This window comes from Microbacterium sp. SORGH_AS_0888, from assembly GCF_030818905.1.
Lineage (GTDB): Bacteria > Actinomycetota > Actinomycetes > Actinomycetales > Microbacteriaceae > Microbacterium.
Map to the genome: position 1 here is coordinate 1,565,400 of NZ_JAUTAZ010000001.1, position 22,852 is coordinate 1,588,251.

The 22,852-nt window shown below is 72.2% G+C and carries 18 protein-coding genes and 1 pseudogene; 15 read left to right on the forward strand and 4 right to left on the reverse strand.

Features of this window, described 5'->3' with window-relative positions:
* Window positions 1-36 precede the first annotated feature (36 nt).
* The 6 genes from hydA (at window position 37) to QE381_RS07715 (ending at window position 6,157) form a co-directional block, all read left to right on the forward strand.
* Window positions 37-1,479, forward strand: coding sequence for a dihydropyrimidinase (gene hydA / locus QE381_RS07690; protein WP_307216959.1), 1,443 nt, complete (start codon window positions 37-39; stop codon window positions 1,477-1,479).
* A gap of 12 nt (window positions 1,480-1,491) precedes the next feature.
* Window positions 1,492-2,508 (forward strand): TIGR03842 family LLM class F420-dependent oxidoreductase, encoded by a 1,017-nt coding sequence (locus QE381_RS07695; RefSeq protein ID WP_307216961.1) that lies wholly within the window; start codon window positions 1,492-1,494, stop codon window positions 2,506-2,508.
* Window positions 2,505-3,374, forward strand: coding sequence for an ABC transporter permease (locus tag QE381_RS07700; RefSeq protein ID WP_307216963.1), 870 nt, complete (start codon window positions 2,505-2,507; stop codon window positions 3,372-3,374). The genes QE381_RS07695 and QE381_RS07700 overlap by 4 nt, the downstream gene beginning before the upstream one ends.
* On the forward strand, window positions 3,371-4,183 hold the full coding sequence (locus tag QE381_RS07705) for an ABC transporter ATP-binding protein (protein WP_307216965.1): 813 nt from the start codon (window positions 3,371-3,373) through the stop codon (window positions 4,181-4,183). Before QE381_RS07700 ends, QE381_RS07705 begins: the two co-directional genes overlap by 4 nt.
* Window positions 4,183-4,944: an ABC transporter permease gene (locus QE381_RS07710; protein WP_307216967.1), complete on the forward strand. Its 762-nt coding sequence runs from the start codon at window positions 4,183-4,185 to the stop codon at window positions 4,942-4,944. Before QE381_RS07705 ends, QE381_RS07710 begins: the two co-directional genes overlap by 1 nt.
* Before the next feature lie 70 nt (window positions 4,945-5,014).
* Window positions 5,015-6,157: an ABC transporter substrate-binding protein gene (locus QE381_RS07715; RefSeq protein WP_307216968.1), complete on the forward strand. Its 1,143-nt coding sequence runs from the start codon at window positions 5,015-5,017 to the stop codon at window positions 6,155-6,157.
* A gap of 105 nt (window positions 6,158-6,262) precedes the next feature.
* Here the strand turns inward: QE381_RS07715 and QE381_RS07720 are convergent, their stop codons facing one another.
* Window positions 6,263-6,733: an Lrp/AsnC family transcriptional regulator gene (locus QE381_RS07720; protein WP_307216969.1), complete on the reverse strand. Its 471-nt coding sequence runs from the start codon at window positions 6,731-6,733 to the stop codon at window positions 6,263-6,265.
* A 94-nt stretch (window positions 6,734-6,827) separates the two neighbouring features.
* Here QE381_RS07720 and QE381_RS07725 point away from each other — a divergent pair, with 94 nt between their 5' ends.
* Window positions 6,828-8,270: a DUF6421 family protein gene (locus QE381_RS07725; protein WP_307216971.1), complete on the forward strand. Its 1,443-nt coding sequence runs from the start codon at window positions 6,828-6,830 to the stop codon at window positions 8,268-8,270.
* 100 nt (window positions 8,271-8,370) lie between these two features.
* On the opposite strand, the gene QE381_RS07730 is transcribed toward QE381_RS07725, so the two are convergent.
* Complete coding sequence (locus tag QE381_RS07730; RefSeq protein WP_307216973.1) at window positions 8,371-10,056, reverse strand: SPFH domain-containing protein; 1,686 nt, start codon at window positions 10,054-10,056, stop codon at window positions 8,371-8,373.
* A gap of 125 nt (window positions 10,057-10,181) precedes the next feature.
* On the opposite strand from QE381_RS07730, the gene QE381_RS07735 reads away from it, so the two are divergent.
* Both QE381_RS07735 and QE381_RS07740 read left to right on the forward strand, forming a co-directional pair.
* Entirely contained in the window at window positions 10,182-11,252 is a 1,071-nt protein-coding gene (locus QE381_RS07735) for a low specificity L-threonine aldolase (protein ID WP_307216976.1), read from the forward strand.
* Window positions 11,253-11,358: 106 nt separating this feature from the next.
* The gene (locus tag QE381_RS07740; RefSeq protein ID WP_307216977.1) at window positions 11,359-11,913 is read left to right on the forward strand and encodes an NADPH-dependent FMN reductase; all 555 of its coding nucleotides are present in this window, start codon (window positions 11,359-11,361) and stop codon (window positions 11,911-11,913) included.
* 56 nt (window positions 11,914-11,969) lie between these two features.
* Here the strand turns inward: QE381_RS07740 and QE381_RS07745 are convergent, their stop codons facing one another.
* Both QE381_RS07745 and QE381_RS07750 read right to left on the reverse strand, forming a co-directional pair.
* Window positions 11,970-12,812 carry a helix-turn-helix domain-containing protein gene (locus QE381_RS07745; RefSeq protein WP_307216979.1) on the reverse strand — a complete coding sequence of 281 codons (843 nt, stop codon included), beginning with the start codon at window positions 12,810-12,812 and terminating at the stop codon, window positions 11,970-11,972.
* A gap of 14 nt (window positions 12,813-12,826) precedes the next feature.
* A complete protein-coding gene (locus QE381_RS07750) occupies window positions 12,827-13,456 on the reverse strand; it encodes an NUDIX hydrolase family protein (protein WP_307216981.1) in 630 nt (209 codons plus the stop codon).
* Window positions 13,457-13,517: 61 nt separating this feature from the next.
* Between QE381_RS07750 and QE381_RS07755 the strand changes: the two genes are divergently transcribed.
* The 6 genes and pseudogenes from QE381_RS07755 to QE381_RS07780 all read left to right on the forward strand — a co-directional run bounded on the left by QE381_RS07755 (window position 13,518) and on the right by QE381_RS07780 (window position 22,808).
* Window positions 13,518-14,180 (forward strand): alpha/beta hydrolase, encoded by a 663-nt coding sequence (locus tag QE381_RS07755; protein WP_307216983.1) that lies wholly within the window; start codon window positions 13,518-13,520, stop codon window positions 14,178-14,180.
* Window positions 14,181-14,320: 140 nt separating this feature from the next.
* The gene (locus QE381_RS07760; protein WP_307216985.1) at window positions 14,321-15,301 is read left to right on the forward strand and encodes a TauD/TfdA family dioxygenase; all 981 of its coding nucleotides are present in this window, start codon (window positions 14,321-14,323) and stop codon (window positions 15,299-15,301) included.
* A 25-nt stretch (window positions 15,302-15,326) separates the two neighbouring features.
* Window positions 15,327-16,352 carry a sugar-transfer associated ATP-grasp domain-containing protein gene (locus QE381_RS07765; RefSeq protein ID WP_307216987.1) on the forward strand — a complete coding sequence of 342 codons (1,026 nt, stop codon included), beginning with the start codon at window positions 15,327-15,329 and terminating at the stop codon, window positions 16,350-16,352.
* Window positions 16,349-17,023 (forward strand): alanine racemase C-terminal domain-containing protein, encoded by a 675-nt coding sequence (locus tag QE381_RS07770; protein WP_307216989.1) that lies wholly within the window; start codon window positions 16,349-16,351, stop codon window positions 17,021-17,023. Before QE381_RS07765 ends, QE381_RS07770 begins: the two co-directional genes overlap by 4 nt.
* Window positions 17,020-18,066 carry an alanine racemase gene (locus QE381_RS07775; RefSeq protein WP_307216991.1) on the forward strand — a complete coding sequence of 349 codons (1,047 nt, stop codon included), beginning with the start codon at window positions 17,020-17,022 and terminating at the stop codon, window positions 18,064-18,066. The genes QE381_RS07770 and QE381_RS07775 overlap by 4 nt, the downstream gene beginning before the upstream one ends.
* A 124-nt stretch (window positions 18,067-18,190) precedes the next feature.
* A pseudogene (locus QE381_RS07780) lies at window positions 18,191-22,808 on the forward strand (ATP-dependent helicase).
* Window positions 22,809-22,852: the final 44 nt, after the last annotated feature.

Below are 22,852 nucleotides of genomic sequence, written 5' to 3' on the forward strand. Positions count from 1 at the left end.
GCACGACAGACCAACCACAGACAGGAGAGACCCCTCATGGGAACGACCCTCATCACGGGCGGCACGGTCGTCAACGCGACCGGCACGGGCGACGCCGACGTCCTGATCGACGGCGAGAAGATCGTCGCCGTGCTCGCGCCCGGCTCGACCCTGCTCGGGCACGACCTCGCCGCCTCCGTCGACACCGTGGTCGACGCATCCGGCAAGTATGTGATCCCCGGCGGCATCGACGCGCACACGCACATGCAGATGCCGTTCGGCGGCACGGAGGCCTCCGACACGTTCGAGACCGGAACGCGGGCGGCGGCGATCGGGGGCACGACGAGCATCGTCGACTTCGTCGTGCAGTACCCGGATCAGAACATCCTGGACCAGTACCACGCATGGCACGAGAAGGCCGCCGGCAACTGCGCGATCGACTACGGCTTCCACCAGATCCTCTCGGACGTGCAGGAGAGCTCGCTGACCGCGATGGACGAGCTGATCGCCGAGGGCGTCACGAGCTTCAAGCTGTTCATGGCCTACAAGGGCGTCTTCCTCTCCGACGACGGCCAGATCCTCAAGGCGTTCCAGAAGGGCGCCGACAACGGCGCGATGATGATGATGCACGCCGAGAACGGCGCGATCATCGACGTCCTCGTGCAGCAGGCGCTCGCCCGCGGCGAGACGACGCCCTACTTCCACGGGACGACGCGCCCGTGGCAGGCCGAGGAGGAGGCCACGCACCGCGCCATCATGCTCGCCGACCTCACCGGCGCACCGCTGTACGTCGTGCACGTGAGCGCGAAGCAGGCCGTCGAGCAGATCGCCGAGGCCCGCGACCGCGGCATGAACGTGTTCGGCGAGACGTGCCCGCAGTACCTCTACCTGTCGCTCGAGGAGCAGCTGGGGGCCTCCAGCCAGGAGTGGGGCGACTTCGAGGGCGCCAAGTGGGTGTGCTCGACGCCGCTGCGCTCGCGCGCGGAGGGACACCAGCACCACATGTGGCAGAGCCTGCGCACGAACGACATCCAGATGGTCTCCACGGACCACTGCCCGTTCTGCATGAAGGGACAGAAGGACATGGGACTCGGCGACTTCTCGAAGATCCCGAACGGGATCGGCTCGGTCGAGCACCGCATGGATCTCATGTACCAGGGGGTCGTCACCGGCCAGATCACGCTCCCCCGGTGGGTGGAGCTGACCAGCACGACACCGGCACGCATGTTCGGCATGTACGGCCGCAAGGGCGTGATCCAGCCCGGGGCCGACGGGGACGTCGTCGTCTACGACCCGAACGGGCACACCTCGATCGGGATCGGGGAGGGGCGCAGCCACCACATGAACATGGACTACTCCGCCTGGGAGGGGTTCGAGATCGACGGACGCGTCGACACCGTGATCTCGCGCGGCACGGTCGTCGTCGACCGCTCCGGCTACGTCGGAACCGCCGGTCACGGACGCTACATCGCGCGTGGCCTGAGCCAGTACCTGGTCTGAGAGGAGACCCCCATGGACTTCGGCGTCGTCCTGCAGACCAATCCGCCCGCATCCCGCACCGTCCAGCTCGCGCAGCTGGCCGAGGCGCACGGCTTCAGCCACCTCTGGACGTTCGACTCGCACCTGCTGTGGCAGGAGCCCTACGTCATCCACTCGGCGATCCTCAACGCGACCAAGCGGCTGACGGTGGGCCCCTTCGTCACGAACCCGGCCACTCGTGACTGGACCGTGACGGCCAGCGTCTTCGCGACCCTCAACGAGATGTACGGCAACCGCACGATCTGCGGCATCGGTCGCGGCGACTCGGCCGTGCGCGTGACGAACGGGAAGCCGACGACGCTGAAGGAGCTGCGCGAGTCGATCCATGTCATCCGCGAGCTCGGCAACTCGCGCGCCGTGGAGTACAACGGCGCCACGCTGCAGTTCCCGTGGAGCCGCGGCTCGGAGCTCGAGGTGTGGGTCGCCGCCTACGGCCCCCTCGCGCTCAAGCTCACGGGCGAGGTCGGCGACGGGTTCATCCTCCAGCTGGCGGATGTCGACATCGCGGCATGGATGATCGGCGCCGTCCGCGACGCCGCCGAGAAGGCCGGGCGCGATCCCGACGCCATCTCGTTCTGCGTCGCCGCGCCGATGTACATCGGCGACGACTGGGAGCACATGCGTGCGCAGTGCCGCTGGTTCGGCGGCATGGTCGGCAACCACGTCGCGGACATCGTCGCCAAGTACGGCACGAGCGGCGAGGTGCCCACGGCCCTGACCGACTACATCGCCGGCCGCACCGGGTACGACTACAACACGCACGGCAAGAGCGGCAACGACCACGTGGACTTCGTGCCCGATGAGATCGTCGACCGCTTCTGCGTGCTCGGCACCGCCGCCGACCACATCGCGAAGCTCGAGCAGCTGCGCGAGCTCGGGGTCACGCAGTTCGCGGGCTACCTGCAGCACGACAACAAGGAGGAGACGATGCGGGTGTACGGCGAGACCGTGATCCCCGCGCTCTCCTCGCACATCACGGCGAAGCGATGAGCGCTGGACGCAGGTGGGCCCTCGGCGCGGCAGGCGTGATGCTGGTGCCGGTGGTCTGGGAGGGGTACAAGGCGATCGGCCCCGCCGACGGGGTCGTGATCGGCGGAATCACCGTGCTGCCGCGCACGAGCGATCTGGCCATGCCGCACGTGTGGACGATGTTCGCGCGCCTCGCGGAGCCCGTGCTGCCCGGGCGCGGGGGCGATCCGCTGTGGCAGGTCGTCGTGGGAGCGGCGGGGGTCACCCTCGGCGTCGCCGCCCTCGGCTGGGTCGTCGGGGTGGTGGTCGGCATGCTGCTGGCCCTGCTCATGCAGCGCGTGCGCCTGGCCGAAGCCTCCCTGCTGCCGTGGATCGTCGTGTCCCAGACCGTGCCGCTGATCGCGCTGGCCCCGCTGGTGGCGGGCCTGATCGCGCAGGCCAAGGTCGGGGGTCAGCAGCCGCCGATCTGGTTCGCCGTCGCGATCATCGCGAGCTACCTCGCGTTCTTCCCCGTCTCGATCGGGGCGTTGCGGGGGCTCGGCTCACCGCAGACCGCGCACGTCGAGCTGCTGCACAGCTACGCCGTCGGGTGGTGGCAGACCCTGCTGCGGCTGCGGCTGCCCGCATCCGTCCCCTATCTGCTCTCCGCCCTGCGACTTGCAGCGGCCAACGCGATCGTGGGGACCGTCGTGGCGGAGGTCTCGATCGGGATGGGCGGCGGCCTCGGCCGGATGATGGTCGAGTACGCCTCCGCCGCCTCGGGAGATCCCGGCAAGCCCTGGGCTCCCATCTTCGGCGCCATCGCGATCGGCCTCGTCTCCGCGGGAGCCGTCGCGCTCCTCGGACTGACGCTCGGCCGCTACCGCCGCGTGGAGGTCGGCGCATGAACGACACCGCATCCCCCGCCGTCCGCGTCCAGGGCGTCGAGAAGACCTTCTCGACGCGCAGCGGCATCGTCACCGCCCTCACCGGCATCGAGCTCACGGTCTCCCGTGGGGAGTTCGTCTCCCTCATCGGTCCGTCCGGATGCGGCAAGTCGACGCTGCTGCGCCTGATCGCGGACCTGGACCGACCGACCGGCGGCACGGTCGAGGTGTTCGGCCTCACCGCCGCGAAGGCCCGCAAGCAGCACGCCTACGGCATCGCCTTCCAGCAGGCCGGCCTGCTGCCCTGGCGCACGATCTCGGAGAACGTCGCCCTGCCGCTGCAGCTGCACGGCGTCGCCCGCGCCGCACGCGCCGACCGGGTCCGGGAGCTGCTCGAGATGGTGGGGCTCTCCGACTTCGCCGACCGCTACCCCGACCAGCTCTCCGGCGGCATGCAGCAGCGCGTCGCGATCGCCCGCTCTCTCGCCGAGAGCCCCGGGCTCCTGCTCATGGACGAGCCGTTCGGCGCCCTCGACGAGATGACCCGAGAGCGGATGCAGTCCGAGCTCGCCCGCATCCGGGAGCGCACCGGCGCCGCCGTCGTGTTCGTGACGCACTCCATCCCGGAGGCCGTGTTCCTCTCCGACCGCGTGGTGGTCATGTCGCCGCGGCCGGGACGGATCGTCGCGCAGCTTCCGATCGGTCTCACCCACGGCGGTGACGACGAGGCGCTGCGTGAGGATGCCGCCTTCTTCGGGGCCGTGAGCCGGGTCCGGGAGGCTTTGCACGGCGAGGCCCCCACGGGCGTGCGCGGCGTGGAGAACCGCTGATGCCCGTCTGGCTGCGCGCGCTCGCCCCGATCGTCTTCGGGATCGCGGCGATCGTCGTGTGGGAGGTGCTCGTCATCGCCCTCGGGATCAAGCCGTTCGTGCTGCCGGCGCCGAGCGAGATCTGGTCGCAGTTCGTGGCGCGCTTCCCCACGATCGTGCAGAGCGCGGGGATCACGGGCCTCAACGCGCTGCTGGGGCTGGTCCTCGGGGTCGTGCTCGCGATCCTGGCCGCCGTGATCGCGGCCCTGCTGGACGCCGTCGACGAGCTCACCCAGCCGCTCGTGACGGCGCTGTCGGTCATCCCGATCGCCGCCCTCGCCCCCGTGCTCTACACGATGTACGGGGCGGACCAGCAGACCGCACGCGTGATCATCGCGGCACTGGCGGTGTTCGTGCCGGTGTACGTCAACACGCTCCGCGGACTGCGGCAGGTCCAGCCGGTCCACCGCGACCTCATGCGGGCGAACGCCGCGACCGGGTGGCAGGCCACGCGGACCGTGACGCTGCCGGGCGCCGTGCCGTATCTGTTCACCGGCATCCGCATCGCCTCGAGCCTCGCGGTGATCTCCGCCCTGATCGCGGAGTACTTCGGCGGCCCCGTCAACGGGCTCGCGACCGCGATCACCTCCGCGATCTCGTACTCGGCGACATCCCTCGCCTACGCCTTCGTGCTCGGCAGCGTGCTGCTCGGGCTCCTGTTCTTCGTCGTCGCGCTCGGACTCGAGCGGCTGGCGACGCGGCACGGCGCACCCGCGTCGTGATGCACCATGCGGCGTCGCCGCACCCCCGCTGTCCCTGCACCATCCCGATTGCACCATGAGAGGAAACCCGATGACTCACCGCCGTCGCGCGGCGATCGGACTGGGATCCGTCGCCATCGCCACAGCACTCGTCCTCAGCGGATGCAGCGGCTCGTCCGCTCCGTCCAGCACCAGCAGTGACGGGCTCACCAAGGTCACACTCCAGCTCCAGTGGGTCGCTCAGGCCCAGTTCGCCGGCTACTACGCGGCCGCCGCGGAGGGCTACTACAAGGACGAGGGCCTCGACGTCACGATCGTCCCCGCCGGCACCGACACCGTGCCCATCAACGAGGTCGCCAAGGGCAACGCCGACTACGCGATCTCGTGGGTGCCCAAGGTCCTCGGCTCGATCGAGAAGGGCGTCAACGTCACCGATGTCGCGCAGATCTTCGAGCGCAGCGGCACGACGCAGATCTCGTTCGCGGACAAGGGCATCACGACGCCCGCGGATCTGAAGGACAAGAAGGTCGGCAGCTGGGGCTACGGCAACCAGTGGGAGCTGTTCGCCGGCATGCAGAAGGCGGGCATCGACACCGACTCGCAGATCTCGCTCGTGCAGCAGGCCTTCGACATGAAGGGCTTCCTCGCCGGCGACATCGACGCGGCCCAGGCCATGACCTACAACGAGTACGCACAGGTGCTCGAGACGATCAACCCCGCCACCGGCAAGCTGTACCAGCCGAGCGACCTGAACGTCATCAACTGGAACGACTACGGCACGGCCATGCTGCAGGACGCCATCTGGGCCGACGCCGACAAGCTGAAGGACCCGACGTTCCAGGACACGACGGTCAAGTTCATCAAGGCCTCGATCAAGGGCTGGGTGTACGCGCGCGACCACGCACAGGACGCGGCCGACATCGTGACGAAGGCGGGCTCCACGCTCGGCACGAGCCACCAGCTGTGGATGACCAACGAGGTCAACAAGCTCATCTGGCCCTCGACGGAGGGCATCGGCATGGTCCGCAGCTCGCTCTGGGACCAGACGGTGAGCATCGCGGAAGGCACGAAGGACAACACCGGGGCCACGATCATCACGAAGGCCCCGCCGTCGACCGCGTACGACAACACCTACGTCACCAAGGCGCTCGATGAGCTCAAGTCGGAGGGCGTGGACGTCATGGGAACCGGCTTCACACCGCTGACGGTCACCCTGAACGAGGGCGGCAACTGACGCGGGAGCCCGGGGTCCGTCGCGGACCCCGGGCTCTCCGTCCTATCCACCCCGCGCGAGCGCGCCGCACGACGGCGCTCGCGCGGGGTGTGCTCGTCCTGGCGGTCAGCCGGCCGCGGGCAGCGGCGGGCGGTGCTCGTAGAACGTCTGCAGCACCACGGTCGTCCGCGTCGAGACGGCGGCCGCCTGCCGGATGTCGCGGAGCAGCCCCTCCAGCGCCTTCGGGCTCGCGACCCGCACGAAGAGCACGTAGCTCGCCGAGCCCGCGACCGAGTGACACGCCTCGATCGCATCGAGGTGCGCGAGCCGCTCGGGCGCGTCGTCGGGCTGCGCGGAGTCGAGCGGGGTGATCTCGACGAGGGCGGCGAGCGGGCGGCCGACCGCATCCGGGTCGATGACGGCCCGATAGCCCGCGATCACGCCCCGCGCCTCGAGCTTGCGCAGCCGCGCCTGGACCGCCGAGACCGAGAGGCCGACGGCCGCGCCGAGCTCCTGCAGCGTCGCGCGCGCGTCACGGGAGACCGTGCCGAGGAGCGCGCGATCGATGTCGTCGAGGACAGGTGCGGATGCGGTCACTCGCTCATTCTGCCGGAAACTTTCCTGCATTCTCGACGTTCTCTCACAGATCGATGCGCTTTTGGGGAGACTGACGCCGACGAACGGAGGACCCATGACGACCCTGCTGCCCCTCGAGACGCCCGCGGCGACCGATCCCGCCTGGCTCACCCTCAAGGCGGAGGTCACCGCCTTCCAACAGCTGCAGGCCTCCGACGGATCCGTGCCGGAGGCCACGGACCGCGCGCGTGCGCACCTGGACACGATCATCGGCGCGGTGGCCGAGCTCTCGCCACGCTTCCCTCACGACCGCGCCTACCTCGATGCGGTCGTCGCGGACCTCGAGCGCTGGCGCGACGGCGGCCTCGGCATCCCGGACTTCCACGACGCGCTCGCGGCGTTCCGGCCCGAACGGAGCCGCATCGACGGTCTCATGCACCTGGTCGTCTTCCCCATGTACACGCAGAACGGGTCGCGGGATCGGCACCTGGAAGCCGTGCTCACCGAGGTCATCTGGCCGGAGGAGATCGAGCGGCTGGAGGCCGACTACGCGAACCCGCAGTTCGTCTCGCTGCGGCTGATCGACTTCACGCCGGGCTACGACAGCGACTCGGCCGTGCTCTTCCCCGAGACCGTCTCGGTGCGGGAGGCTCCCGCCTTCACCTGGGGTGCGATCTTCCAGGATCGCGAGGCGGCGCGCTATCGCCGCGTCGTGCGCGCCGCCGCCGAGGCCACCGGGCTGGAGCTGCCCGAGCGCACTCGCCGCATGCTGGACGACGCCTCGCTCGCGGAAGGCGCGTTCGTCATGTGGGACCTCATCCACGACCGCAGCCACATGCGCGGCGACCTGCCGTTCGACCCCTTCATGATCAAGCAGCGCATGCCCTACTTCCTCTACGCGCTGGAGGAGCTGCGCTGCGACCTCACGGCCTATCGCGAGTGCGTCGCGATCGAGCGGCGTCTGCGTGCCCGCCCCGACGCAGGGGATGCGGCCGACGCCGCCCTGCTCGAGGGTGCCGGTCTCGTGCAGGACGCCGTCCTCTTCGACCGGATCTTCCGGTTCGCGCTGACGGGTCCGCGCGTGCGCAACTACGACGGGCTGGGCGGGCAGCTGCTGTTCTCCTGGCTGCACCGCGGCGGGGTGCTGCACTGGACCGACTCACGGCTCCGGCTGGACTGGGATGCGGTCCCCGCCGCCGTGATGGCGCTCGGCGAGGCGATCGACCGGCTGTACTGGGAGTCGATCGACCGGCCCAAGACCGCGCACTGGCTCGCCGCCTACGAGCTGGTGCGGAGCGTCGTGACGCCGCATCCCGCCTCACGATGGGCGCAGGGCCTCCCCGACGAGGTCTTGGCGGGTCCGCCCTCGGGGTACACCGATGCCGTGCTCGACGACGAGTTCCCGCTCTCGATGTTCCACGAGGCGCTCGATCGGACGCTGCGCCCGGTGATCGCCTCGACCCGTGGCATCCGCGCCGCCCCCACGGCGCAGGCTCTCCCGGGGCTCGCTCCCACCGCTCTGACGCCGTCGTCCCGCAATGGCGCCACGGATTCCTAGCGCCCCTGCGGAACGAGAGCGGGATCCCGGCTCAGGGGTGGCGACGGGCGCCGTGTCGAGGCGCCGCGGCGCGGGGGGATCGCGGCGCGGGAGGCCGCAGCTAGTCCGCGAGCGGGGGCTCGGCGGCCGCAGACGCGGGGGTTGCGGCTTCGGCAGTGCCCGCGCGATCGGCGCCCTCGCCGGCACCCGCCGCACGGGCACCGGCCCCGACCCCCGCGCGAGAGGCGCCGGCACCCGCCGCATCGGCGCCGGCGGCGGCGCCCGCCCCGAACGCGCGGCCGACGGCCTGCCCCTGGATGAGGGCGGCGAGGTCGAGGCCCGTCGCCGCGCTCACCGAGTCGAAGACCGAGCGCAGCGCGCGGGCGTTGTCCGCACCGACGAACTCGCTCGGCGAGGCGCCCGCCTCGCCCGCACCGCCCACGATCGACACACTGCCGATCGTGCCGTACCCCTTGGCGAACTCGGCCATGAGCGCCGGCAGCGCGTCCAACGCCCGCTGGGCCAGCAGTGCGTCGCGATTGGACGCGATCGCCTCGGCCTCCGCCTCGATCGCGGCGGCGCGCGCCTCGCCCTCTGCGCGGATGGCCTCGGCCTCGGCCTGCGCCGTGAGCCGGCGGGCCTGCGCCTCCGCCTCGGCGCGCGACCGCAGCGCGTTGGCCTCACCGCTCGCACGGGCCTCGGCGGCGGCCGCCTCACCCGCGGCGCGAGCGCGGTCGGCCTCGGCCTCCTGCTCGGCGATGCGGGTGCGCGCCTCCGCCTGCTTGACCTGCTCGATCGCGGCCGCCTCGGCCGCGCGCTCGCGGGTGTAGAGATCGGCCTGCGCGCGCGTCTCGGCCTCGTACCGCTGGGCGTCGGCGACGCGCTTGACGTCGGCGTCCAGCTGCGCCTGCCGGTTCTCCGCCTGCTGCTGCAGGACCGCCTGCTCGGCCTGCGCACGAGCCAGCTGCTCGGCCTGCTCGGCCTCGGCGCGCGCACGGCCGACCTCGGCGTCGGCGTTGGCCGTGTTGCGATCGAGAGCGGTCTGCTCGATCAGGTTCGCCTCGTTGTTGGAGATGTTCTTCTGGTTGATCGCGCGGTCGGCGTTGGTCTGGGCGATCTCGGCGGCCTGCCGCTTGGCCTGGATCTCGGGCGCACCGAGCGACTTGATGTAGCCGACCTGGTCGGTGATGCCCTTGATCTGGAACGAGTCGAGGATGAGGCCCTGCTCGCTGAGCTCGCTGGAGACATCCGCCGCGATCTGGTCCGAGAACTTCTTGCGCTCGCGCATGAGCTCGACGACCGAGAGCGTCGCCACGATGCCGCGCAGCGCACCCTCGAGCTGCTCGGTCGTGAAGTGCTCGATGGCCGCGTCCTGCGAGGCGAAGCGCTCCGCCGCACGGCGCACGAGGGCCGGATCGGAGCCGATCTTGACGATCGCGACCCCGTCGACGTTCAGCGTCACGTTGTCGAACGACTGCGCCTCGGCGTTCAGCGAGACCTGACGCGAGCGCAGCGAGATGATCTCGTGGCGCTGCGTGATGGGGTTCACGAGCGACTTGCCGTTGACGATGACCGTCACCGGCGACTCGTCCGTCTCGGAGGCCGAGACGGGGGCGCCATCGGGTCCGACCGTCACGATCTCGCGGCGGACGCGCTGCTTGCGACCCGAGATCACGAGCGCCTCATCGGCGCGGGCGACCTTGATCCAGCTGCGCGCGAACAGCAGGACGATCAGCAGGATGACGACGACGGCGACGACTCCGACGCCCACCAGCAACAGGATGCCGGCAACGGCAGCGAACTCCACGTGATCCTCCCTCACTCGGGGACGGCCCCCAGCCTCGACTATGCCAGAGAGGCGCCGACGGCCTCCGAGGTCATCCACAGGCAGCCACGACCGGCCCGCTGACGCGACACGTAGATTGGAACACCGTGACCTCTCTCCACGACACCGCTTCCCGGGGCTTCGCGTCCGACAACTACTCCGGCGTGCATCCCGAAGTGCTGGCCGCGCTCGCCGACGCGGCCGGCGGTCACCAGCCGGCCTACGGCGGCGACGTCTACACCCAGCGGCTGCAGGAGGTGTTCGCCGAGCACTTCGGCCGGCCGGTCACGGCCTGGCCCGTCTTCAACGGCACGGGCGCGAACGTCGTGGGGCTGCTCTCGATGCTGCCGCGGTGGGGTGCCGTGATCTGCGCCGCGACCGCACACATCCACACCGACGAGGGCGGCGCACCCGAGAAGGCCGGCGGGATCAAGCTGCTGCCGGTCTCCACCCCGGACGGCAAGCTGACCCCCGAGCTCATCGCGACGGAGGCATGGGGCCACGGCGACGAGCACCGCGCGCAGCCCGCCGTCGTCGCGCTGACCCAGTCCAGCGAGCTCGGCACGGTGTACACGCCGGAGGAGCTGCGGGCGATCGCCGACCACGCGCACGCGCAGGGGATGCGCGTCTACATGGACGGCGCGCGGCTGGCCAACGCCGCGGCATCCCTCGACCTCCCCCTGCGCGCCTTCACGAGCGATGCGGGCATCGACGTCGTGGGCGTGGGCGGCACGAAGAACGGCGCCCTGGGCGCGGAGGCGATCGTCGTGCTGGACCCCGAGGCCGCCGACGGGCTCGTGTACCTGCGCAAGCATCAGATGCAGCTCGCCTCGAAGATGCGCTTCGTCTCGGCGCAGCTGCTCGCGCTGTTCGAGGGCGACCTCTGGCTGCGCTCGGCCCGGCACGCCAACGCGATGGCGGGCAGGCTGCGCGCGGGGATCGAGCGGGGCCTGGACGACGGCACGATCCGCCGCGTCGCGTTCACCCAGCAGACGCAGGCCAACGCCGTCTTCGCCACGCTGCCGGCCGGCGTCGCGGACCGTCTGCGCGAGCGGTTCCGCTTCTACGACTGGGATGCCGCGACCGGCGAGGTGCGCTGGGTCTGCGGCTTCGACACGACCCAGGACGACATCGACGCGTTCGTCGCGGTGATCGCGGAGCACACGAGCGGGCTCTGACGCATGCCGGCGCGTCGGGAATTCCCCGCGACGCCGCGCGATTGGGTCTGCAGGAGCAGTTCATCGGGCGTCCGCTCCGCGCCCTCCCCCGAACGAAAGGCACTCCATGACTCTGCGCGTCGGTTACATCGTCGGCAGCATCTCGTCGACCTCGATCAACCGCGCCCTGGCGCGTGCGCTCGAGCGTCTGGCCCCCGCCGCCGGCATCGAGCTGGTCGAGATCCCGATCGCCGGGCTCCCCTTCTACACCTCCGACTTCGATGCCGACTACCCCGCAGAGGCGGTCGCGTTCAAGCAGGCCATCGCCGACGTCGACGGCGTCGTCATCGTCACACCCGAGTACAACCGCTCGGTCCCCGGCGTGCTGAAGAACGCCCTGGATGTCGCGAGCCGCCCGTGGGGCCAGAACTCGTTCGCCGGCAAGCCCACCGCCGTCATCGGCACCTCGGTGGGCCAGATCGGCACGGCCGTCGCGCAGCAGCACCTGCGCTCGATCCTGTCGTTCCTCGCGTCGCCGGAGCTCTCGCAGCCGGAGGCCTACATCTGGTCGAAGCCGGGCCTGATCACCGCCGAGGGCGAGGTCACCGACGAGGCGACCGCGCAGTTCCTCACCGACTGGCTGACGGCCGCCGCCGCGCACATCCAGCGCTACAGCGCCTGAGATCGCCGGTCCGTGAGCCGGGCGTGCCCACCGGGGCGTGCCCGGCTCGCGGCGTCTCAGCCGAGGGGGCGGCCGAGCACGACGCTCGCCGCGGAGGGGCGCCAGTGGCGGGCCACGTACTGGACGGCCTCGTCGACGCCGAGCGCACGGCTGGAGTTGCCCACGCGCACCCACAGGTCGGTCGCCGTGCCCCCGTTCTTGGGCTGCGTGAGGTAGACGGGCCCCATCGCCGGGCGACACTGGACGACGCACACGAGCGCGTCCCGCTCGCCGACCGGCACGAACCGGATGCGCGGCAGGGCCGCCGCGTTGCGGCCGAGGGTCTGCGACAGCATGTCGCGCAGCCACAGCTCGAAGCGGTCCTCGTCCGCCGTGCGCAGCGTCGCGAAGTCACGCTCGAGACCGACCGGCTCCCCCGCGTCGTCCACGCCGATCACGAGCGTGCCGCCGCGCGAGTTCAGGAAGGCCGCGATCGACTTGGCGACGGCGATCTCCATGCGCGGGTCCTTGCGCTCCTCGCGCACGTTCCAGCGCGAGGTCTCCTTGAACTCGACGCGGTCGGTCTCGCCGCCCGCGAGCAGGGCCGCCACATCCGGGCTCCCCCAGCCGCGACGCAGCGCCGCGACGACGGCGGCGACCAGGACAGAGAGCCCGAGGCTCGCCCCCGCCGACAGCAGGAGCGTCGTGGGCACCCACAGCCGCGACCCGCCGAACAGCCATGCCGACAGCAGGAGCCCGATGCTGACCCCGAGCACGCCGATCACGGTCATGACCGACACGCTCAGCGATCGCGCCGCGCCGAACAGGCGCCGCAGCACGATCGCGATGACCCAGGCCACCAGCAGCACGACGGGCAGTGCGAGCGCCGTCTCGACCGGCGCCGACAGGCCCGACTCCACGGTGTCGGCCGTTCTCAGCGCAGCGCGCCGACGCTGGCGAGGCCCAGACGCACGAGCGTGCCCCTGCCCCCCTCCATCTCGGCGGCGAGACTGTCGGAGGCGGCCTCGGCCGGGTCCATCCAGGTGACCTCCAGCGCATCCTGACGCGGCTCGCACGTGCCGGTGACGGGGACGATGAAGGCGAGCGACACGGCGTGCTGCCGATCGTCGTGGAAGGCGCTGACGCCGGGGATCGGGAAGTACTCCGCGACCGTGAACGGCGCCGGCTGCGGCGGCAGCAGCGGGAAGGCCATGGGCCCGAGGTCGTTCTCGAGGTGGCGGAACAGGGCGTCGCGCACGGTCTCGCCGTAACGGACGCGGCCGGAGACGATCGTGCGGGTGATCTCGCCCATCGGGGTGGCGCGCAGGAGGATGCCGACCTGGGTCACGGCGCCCATCCCGTCGGTGCGCACCGGGATCGCCTCGACGTAGAGCATGGGGATGCGGCGGCGCGCCTCCGCGAGCTCGACATCGCTGAGCCAGCCCGGGTTGGCGGCATCCGCCGGCAGCGAGCGCCCCATCGAGCTCTCGAAGGCGCTGAGCGCGTCACGACGCGACTCGTCGCCGGACTCGTTCGGATCGGGATCGGGAGTACGCACCGGCATAGCTCCTGTATACCCCACCCGCGCCGGCGCGGACGTCGGCGCGGGTTGAGACAATGACGGCATGGATGCGACGCCACCCCTCGACGACGAGGCCGTGCTCCGGTCCGCGGACCCCGGCGATCCCCGACCCCTCGTCGTGCTGCTGCACGGCTACGGCAGCGACGAGCGCGACCTGTTCGCGCTCGTCGAGCATCTGCCCGACGCCTTCGCGTACGCGGCCGTGCGGGCCCCGCTCGCGCCGCCCTGGCCCACGCCGGGCCACTCCTGGTACCCCATCGAGGGCCTCGACGGCCGCGACGGCGGGCGGGTGACGGATGCCGCGGCACGGCTGATCGAGTGGGTCGACGCGCGTGTCGCGTCGGATGCCGTGGGACTCCTCGGGTTCTCGCAGGGAGCCGCGGTGGCCATCCAGGCGCTGCGCCTGGAGCCTGCACGGTTCGCCTTCGCGGTCAACCTGAGCGGCTATGCGGCGCCGGGCCCGCTGCCGGGCGACGAGGCGCTCGCCGAGTCGCGACCGCCGGTGTTCTGGGGCCGCGGCAGCCGCGACGAGGTCATCCCCGCAGCCCTCGTCGCGCACACCGTGCAGTGGCTGCCCGACCACGCCGACCTGAGCGGCCGCGTCTACACCGGGCTCACCCACAGCGTCTCGGCGCAGGAGCTGGCCGACGTCTCCGCCTTCCTCACGAAGCAGGCGGATCGGCTGGCCGGCGAGGCGACCGGATAGCGGCCGACGCACCACGGCGGCGCACGGACGCACACGCACGGCACCGGCGCCGCGGAGCCGCTATGATCGCGGCGGGGAGAACCGATCCGTCGTCGTTGCGCCGGGGCAGACCGAGGCCGGTTCCTGGGGAAGGACAACGAATGATCGAGCGCACGATCGCGCCAGAGGTCGCCGAGGTGTTCATCGGGCTCGCCCGGGGTCGACGAGGCCTGTACCGCGACGACGACCAGCTCGAGCAGCTGATCGCCGACGCGAAGGCGGCGCTCGAGACGGCCGATCCCGAGACGGTGGAGATCATCCGCCGGTTCGCCCGCGCCGAGGTGCCCGACGGGGGCGTGCTCTTCCACGGCCTCCTCGTCGACCAGGAGCAGATGGGCGAGAGCCCGCGCAACGCGGCCGACTTCGAGGAGAAGGACCGCGACCCGGTCACGGAGGCGGCGCTGCTCGCCTTCGCCGCCGCGGCCGGCGAGGTCTTCGCGTTCGCGCGCCAGCACCGCGGCCAGATCGTGCAGAACGTGACCCCCGTGCCGGGCCACGAGTACGACGCGGTCGGAACCGGCAGCCGGAGCCTGCTCGACTGGCACTCCGAGGACGCGTTCGACGACGCGCACCCGCAGTTCGTCGGACTCTTCTGCGTGCGCGGCGACGAGCGCGTGCAGACCGCGCTCGCCCCGGTCGACCGCATCGCGCTGAGCGACGAGGACGAGGCCGTGCTGCGCCAGCCGCGATTCATGCACGGAATCGACAAGGCCTCCGGCGGAACCGGCCGCCCCGAGGACGGCGTCCAGGGCGCCGCCCTGTACGGCGACGACGGCAAGCGCTTCGTCCGCATCGACACGGACTGCGCCGCGGCCGTGGCGGGCGACGAGGAGGCCGCGGCCGCGCTCCAGCGCTTCCACGACGGCGCCGACGCGGAGGGCGTGTACGTCACGCTCGGAGCCGGCGACATCCTCCTGTTCGACAACCGCAGGGTGATGCACGCACGCACTCCCTTCGAGCCCCGGTACGATGGCACGGATCGGTGGCTGCAGCGCGTCATCATCACCGACGACCTCGGTCGTTCCGAGGGGCGCCGCAGCGTCCGCCCCCGCGTCGTCGAGAACGAGCTCCTGAACGCCTGATCCCGGCGACACGGGATCGCCACATATGCATTCACGTTTCCGTGGGATCGCCCGCCAGGTCGGCTACATGAAGTGGCGGCTGCAGAACATCGACGTGCGCTCGGTCCTCGAGCGCGCCACCGAGGTGTCGGAGCACTTCGGCAGGTGGAGGCCGGCGATCGTCGCCGACATGTTCTGGCAGGCCTCGTTCCATCAGGTGGGCTTCCAGGACTACGTCGACTACGACTTCGCGATCCTGAACCGTGCGGAGCGGCGCACGATGATGACGCATCCCTACTCGAACCAGTACTCGGCGCAGCTGGACCACCCCGACTACCGCCACATCTTCCACGACAAGTGGGAGTTCGACCGCGTGTTCGCACCCCACATCCGGCGGGAGTGGATGCTGCTGGAGCCCGGCAACGCCGCAGAGCTGCGCGCATTCGCGGAACGCCACCCGGTGCTGATCACGAAGCTGCAGCTCGGGCAGTCGGGAAGCGCGATCCGCCGCTACTTCGCCGGCGACGTCGAGGACTGGGACGCCTTCCACGCCGAGCTCATGGAGCGCGGCGAGCGACTCATCGAGGAGAACATCGAACAGCACCCGGACCTCGCGGCCGTCTGCCCGGGCACCGTCAACTCGACGCGCGTGGTCGCGTACTTCGACGGCGAGAAGACGCACATCCTCGCCGTCGCGCAGAAGTTCGGACGCGGCCAGGTGGCCGACCAGATGGACTTCGGCGGCTTCTACACGATGCTCGACCCCGAGACCGGCAAGGCGCTCGGCGGCGGGTACGACTCGCACGCGCACGTGCACGAGGTGCACCCGGACAGCGGGTTCCGCATCGCCGACTTCCAGCTGCCGATGTTCGACGAGGTCGTCGCCTTCATCGACACCGTGGCCCGTCACGTGCCGCAGGTGCCCTACGTCGGGTGGGACATCGCGATGACCCCGGACGGCCCGGACCTCATCGAGGGCAACTGGGCCACCGGCGTCTACGAGAACAAGCCGAGCGTGCTCGGGATCCGCACCGGCCACCGTCCGCGGTACCAGAAGGCGATCGGCTTTTGACGAGCCCCACGGCCGCCCGCGTGGCGGTCTCCCGCGGGGCGCTCGCGGCCAACGCCCGACGCGTCGCGGCACACGGCGGCATCGCCGATCTGCGGCGTGACGCGTACGGGCACGGCGCCGGGGTCGTCGCGTCGGCGCTGTTCGACGCCGGGGTGCGCTCGGTCGTTGCCGACGAGCGCGACCGGGAGGCGGTGGCGCGCGCCGGACTCGCGGTGACGGATGTCTCGCCCACGATCGATCCGCGCGCGCTGTTCGGGCTGCCCGGCTCGGCGGGCGAGCCCGCGCTGCGGCTGTCGGCATCCGTGCTCTCGGTCAAGCGGCTGCGCGCCGGCGAGGGCGTCTCCTACAACTACACGCACATCGCCCCGCGCGACACGCGCATCGCGCTGGTCTCGGGCGGCTTCGGCCAGGGCGTCGTGCGCGCGCTCGGCAACCGGGTGTCGGTCGAGATCGGCGGCGCGGTGCATCCGATCGTGGGCCGCGTCGCGATGGACGTGTGCGTCGTCGACGTCGGCGCCGCGCCGGTGGCGCGGTTCGACGAGGTCGTGTACTTCGGCGGCGCAGGTCCCGCGCGGCACGCCCTCGCCGAGTGGGAGCGGGCGACGGGCCTGCGCGGAACCGAGCTCGTGGGCGCGCTCGGGCTGCGTCTGGCACGCGAGGTGGTCGCGTGAGCGGCGGGTCGGGCGCGCGGCTGCGGGTCGACCTGGGACGCATCCGCGCGAACGTCGACGCCCTCCGCGCGCGCATCGGGGACGCGGAGGTCATGCTCGTCGTGAAGAACGACGCCTACGGCCACGGCGTCGAGCGCGTCGTGGCGGATGCCGCCGCGCACGGCGTGGCCCGGTTCGGCTCGTTCGACGTGCCGACCGGCGTGCGCGCCCGCGCCGCCGCCGGCCCCGACGCCCGCGTGTTCGCCTGGGTCACGGTCGGACGAAAGGAGGTCGCGGCCGCGATCGATGCACGGCTCGAGCTCGGCGTCGGCGACCGCGACTACCTCGAGGACGTCGCGGCCGTGTCGCGCGGACGCGGCGTCCCGGTGCACCTGAAGATCGACACGGGCCTGCACCGCAACGGCGTGCGCCCGGAGGACTGGGCGGGGTTCGTCGGCCGTGCCGCCGCGCTGGAGGCGAGCGGCGACATCCGGGTCGTGGGGCTGTGGAGCCACATCGCCGAGACGAGCGAGGCGGCCGACGATGCGGCCCGAGCCGAGTTCCTCGCCGGGGTCGACGCGGCACGCGCCGCGGGGCTCTCGCCGCGCACGCTGCATCTCGCGGCGAGCGCCGCGGGCTACGCGCGACCCGAGTTCCGCTTCGACATGGTGCGCTTCGGGGCGTTCTGCTACGGCGTGCGCTCGACCGACGGGCCGGAGCTGCCCGGCATCGCGCCGGCCGCGACCCTGCTCGCCCCGGTCGTCGCCGTCGACGCGGACACCGTCGAGATCGGCGTCGGCGCGCTCGACGGCGTGCCGTCGACGCTCGCGCAGCGCTTCGCCGTCGGCACGGTGGCCGGCGCACGCCGGGTGCGCGCCGTGGGAGACGTCTCGCTCACGGTCGAGGCCTGGCCGGGCGCGACGCCGGGGCAGGACGTCGCGGTGTTCGGCCCCGGCGCGCTCGGCGAGTCGTCGGCGACGACGCTCGCGGAGGCCATCGGCACGGTCGGCGAGGAGATCCTCGTGCGCGTCTCGCCGCTCGTCCCGCGCGATTACGTCGGCTGACCCCGCCGAGCCGTCACAGAACGCGCTTCCGGACGCCGTTTTCGCGCGTTTTTGTGACGGCTCGGGGCGTGCGCTGTGAGCGCAACCCCGCCGGGGTGTCGGAGGGGGCGGTCATGATGGAGGGGTGGATGAGACGTCCGGCGTGCTGAGCAGGTTCTCGCCGGCCACGCAGGACTGGTTCCGCAGCGCTTTCGCCGAGCCGACCGCGGCGCAGGCCGGCGCCTGGGAGGCCATCTCGCACGGTCGGCACGCCCTCGTCGTGGCCCCGACCGGATCGGGCAAGACCCTGTCGGCGTTCCTATGGGCGATCGACCGCGTGTTCCGCGACCGCGGCGCACGGCCCGAGACGACGACGGATGCCTCCCCCCGCCGCCGCGACAAGGCTCCCCCGCGGACCCGCATCCTCTACGTGTCGCCGCTGAAGGCGCTCGGGGTGGACGTCGAACGCAACCTCCGCTCGCCGCTCGTCGGGATCGGGCAGTCGGCACGACGCCTCGGCCTCCCGGCGCCCGACGTCACGGTCGGGGTGCGCTCGGGCGACACCCCCGCGGCCCGACCGGCGGAGGCTGCTCGCGGATCCGCCCGACATCCTCATCACGACGCCCGAGTCGCTGTACCTCATGCTCACGAGCCAGGCCGCCGAGACGCTGCGCGAGGTGCACACCGTGATCGTCGACGAGGTGCACGCGGTCGCGGCCACCAAGCGCGGTGCGCACCTGGCCGTGAGCCTCGAGCGGCTCGACGCGTTGCTCGAGACGCCGGCGCAGCGCATCGGCCTGTCGGCGACGGTGCGCCCGATCGACGAGGTGGCCCGTTTCCTCGGCGGCGCCGCACCGGTCGAGATCGTCGCCCCGCCCGCGTCGAAGACGTTCGACCTGCGCGTCGCGGTTCCGGTCGACGACATGCTGCACCCGCCGCCTCCGCCCGGTGCCGAGCAGACGGCCGAGGGCGAGTGGTTCGAGGGCGGCGAGAGCACGGTGACGGGCTCGCTGTGGCCGCACGTCGAGGAGGCGATCGTGGACCGCATCCTCGCGCACCGCTCGACCATCGTGTTCGCGAACTCCCGCCGGCTCGCCGAACGGCTCACGGCGCGCCTCAACGAGATCTACAGCGGGCGGCTCGGGATCGACCTGCCCGAGCCGACCGTCCCGGCCTCCGTCATGGCGCAGGCCGGCGCGACCGCGGGCGCGGAGCCGGTGCTCGCGAAGGCGCACCACGGCTCGGTCTCGAAGGAGCAGCGGGCCCGGGTCGAGGAGGAGCTGAAGTCGGGGGCGCTGCGCTGCGTGGTCGCGACGAGCAGCCTCGAGCTGGGCATCGACATGGGCGCCGTCGACCTCGTCATCCAGGTGGAGGCGCCGCCCTCCGCCGCCTCCGGGCTGCAGCGCATCGGGCGCGCCGGCCACCAGGTGGGCGAGACGAGCCGCGCCGTGCTGTTCCCGAAGCACCGCGGTGACGTGCTGCACACGGCCGTGGTGACCGAGCGGATGCTGGCGGGCGCTATCGAGGCCGTCCGCATCCCCCGCAATCCCCTCGACATCCTCGCCCAGCAGACCGTCGCCGCCGCCGCGCTCGGCGCGATCGAGGTCGAGCAGTGGTACGAGACGGTGCGACGTTCGGCGCCGTTCCGCACGCTCCCCCGGTCGGCGTACGAGGCGACGCTCGACCTGCTCGCCGGCCGCTACCCCTCCGACGAGTTCGCCGAGCTGCGTCCGCGCGTGGTCTGGGACCGCGACCACGGCACCCTCACCGGGCGTCCCGGTGCGCAGCGCATCGCGGTGACCAGCGGCGGCACGATCCCCGACCGCGGGCTCTTCGCGGTCTACGTGGCGGGCGAGTCGCAGAACGCCCGCGTCGGCGAGCTCGACGAGGAGATGGTCTACGAGTCGCGGGTCAACGACGTGTTCACGCTCGGCACGACGAGCTGGCGCATCGTCGAGATCACCCACGACCGCGTCAACGTGGTCCCCGCCTTCGGGCAGCCCGGCAAGGTGCCGTTCTGGCACGGCGACGGACTCGGGCGACCCGCCGAGCTCGGCGAGGCCCTCGGCCGGTTCTCGCGGGAGGTGTCGGCGGCGACGCCCGAGAAGGCGCGCGACCGCCTCACCGAGGCGGGGCTGGACCGCAATGCCCAGGACAACCTCCTGGCGTACCTCGCCGAGCAGCGGGAGGCCACCGGACACGTGCCGACCGACCGGACGCTGGTCGTCGAGCGGTCGCGCGACGAGGTCGGCGACTGGCGGGTCATCCTCCACTCGCCCTACGGCATGCAGGTGCACGCCCCCTGGGCGCTCGCGATCAACGCGCGCATCCGCGAGCGGCTGGGCGTCGAGGGCTCCGCCGTCGCGAGCGACGACGGCATCATCGCCCGCATCCCGGATGCGGACGCCGAGCCACCGGGAGCCGAGCTCTTCGTGTTCGAGGCGGAGGAGCTCACCCAGATCGTGACCGAGGAGGTGGGGGGCTCGGCGCTGTTCGCCTCGCGCTTCCGCGAGTGCGCGGCGAGGGCGCTGCTCATGCCGCGAACGAACCCGTCGCGACGGAGCCCGCTGTGGCAGCAGCGGCAGCGGTCGGCGCAGCTGCTCGAGGTCGCTCGCCGCCATCCGACCTTCCCGGTGATCCTCGAGACGCTCCGCGAGGTGCTGCAGGACGTCTACGACCTGCCGGCGCTCGAGGACATCGCCCGCCGCATCGGGGACCGCCGCATCCGGCTGGTGGAGACGACGACCTCGCAGCCGTCGCCCTACGCCCGCGACCTGCTGTTCGGCTACGTCGGCGCGTTCATGTACGAGGGCGACTCCCCGCTGGCCGAGCGGCGCGCCGCCGCGCTCTCGGTCGACCCGGCGCTGCTCTCGGAGCTGCTCGGCACGGTCGAGATGCGCGAGCTCCTCGACCCCGACGTGATCGCCCAGTTCGAGCGGGAGGCGCAGCGCCTCGATCCGGGCCGACAGGTGCGGGGCGTCGAGGGGGTCGCCGACCTGTTGCGGCTCCTCGGACCGCTCGGCGTCGACGAGATCGCGGCGCGGCTGCGCGAGGGGGATGCGGCGGCGTGCGCGGCAGAGCTCGTCGAGGCGCGCCGGGCGATCCGGGTGCAGATCGCCCGCGAGACCCGGATCGCCGCGGTCGAGGATGCGGGAAGGCTGCGCGACGCGCTCGGCGCGGCGCTGCCGGTGGGGCTTCCGAACGCGTTCCTCGAGCCGACCCCCGACCCGCTGGGGGACCTGGTGGCGCGATTCGCCCGCACGCACGGTCCGTTCCCGACGGATGCGGTCGCCGACCGCTTCGGGGTCGGCATCGCCGTCGCCCGCCACGCCCTGCAGCGCCTGGAGGCGCAGGGCCGCGTCGCGAGCGGCTTCTTCCTGCCGGCGTCAGCCGCAGACGGCCCTGCTTCGCCGGCGGATGCGACCGAGTGGTGCGACAGCGAGGTGCTGCGGCGGCTGCGGATGCGCTCGCTCGCCGCGATCCGCGGCAGCGTCGAGCCCGTGCCGCCCGAGGCGTTCGCGCGGTTCCTGCCCGACTGGCAGCACGTGATGCGGCCGCTCGAGGGGGTCGACGGCGTGCTCGCCGTGGTCGAGCAGCTCGCCGGGGTGCCGGTGCCGGCGAGCGCCTGGGAGTCGCTCGTGCTCCCGGGGCGGGTGCGCGACTACGCCCCCGCGATGCTCGACGAGCTGACGGCGACGGGCGAGGTGCTCTGGTCCGGGCACGGCGCGCTTCCCGGCCGTGACGGCTGGATCGCGCTGCACCCGGCGGATGCCGCGAGCCTCACCCTCCTCCCGCCGTCGGACGAGGTGGCCTCCGGCTCGCTCGACGCCCAGCTGCTGGCCGCCCTCGCGCAGGGCGGGGCGTACTTCGCCGGTCAGTTGCGCGAGGCGACCGGCGCGGCGAACGAGCAGGAGGTGCTCGACGCCCTGTGGCGGCTCACGTGGACGAGCCGCGTCACCAACGACACGTTCGCCCCGGTGCGGGGGCTGCTCTCGGGCGGGTCGCAGGCGCATCGGTCCGTGCGTCGCGCGCCCCGCGCGCGGGTGTTCCGCGGACAGTCGCTGCCGCGTCCTGCCGCACCGCCCCGCCCGACGGGCGCCGGGGGCCGCTGGTCGCTGCTGCCGCAGGCCGAGTCCGAGCCGACCCTGCGAGCCACCGCATCCGCGAGTCTGCTGTTGGACCGCTACGGCGTCGTGACGCGGGGCAGCGTGCAGAACGAGGGCGTGCCCGGCGGGTTCGCCCAGGCGTACCGGGTGCTCGCGGGCTTCGAGCAGGCGGGGCACTGCCGCCGGGGTTACGTGATCGAGAAGCTGGGCGCGGCACAGTTCGCGGCCTCGGCGACGGTCGATCGGCTGCGTACCTTCGCCTCCGTCGCCGATCCCCCGCCGTTGGCCGCCCTCACACTCGCCGCGACCGACCCGGCGAACCCCTACGGCGCCGCCCTGCCGTGGCCGGGCCTGGACGCCGTCTCGCACCGTCCGGGCCGGAAGGCCGGTGCGCTGGTGGTGCTCGTCGACGGCGCGCTCGCCCTCTACCTCGAGCGAGGCGGCAAGACCGCGCTGCTGTTCACCGACGATCGGGATGTCGCGACCGCCGCGGCGGCATCGCTCGCCGAGACGTCGCGGACGCGACGGCTCGAGACCCTCACGATCGAGCAGGTGAACGGCGAGCTCGTGTTCGGATCCGCGCTGGCGGGACCGCTGCGCGAGGCGGGGTTCGTCGAGTCGCCGCGGGGCCTCACGATGCGACGGGCGCGCCCGTGAGAGACGCAGCCGGCGCTCACCTGCCGCGCGATGCGGGCGCTCCG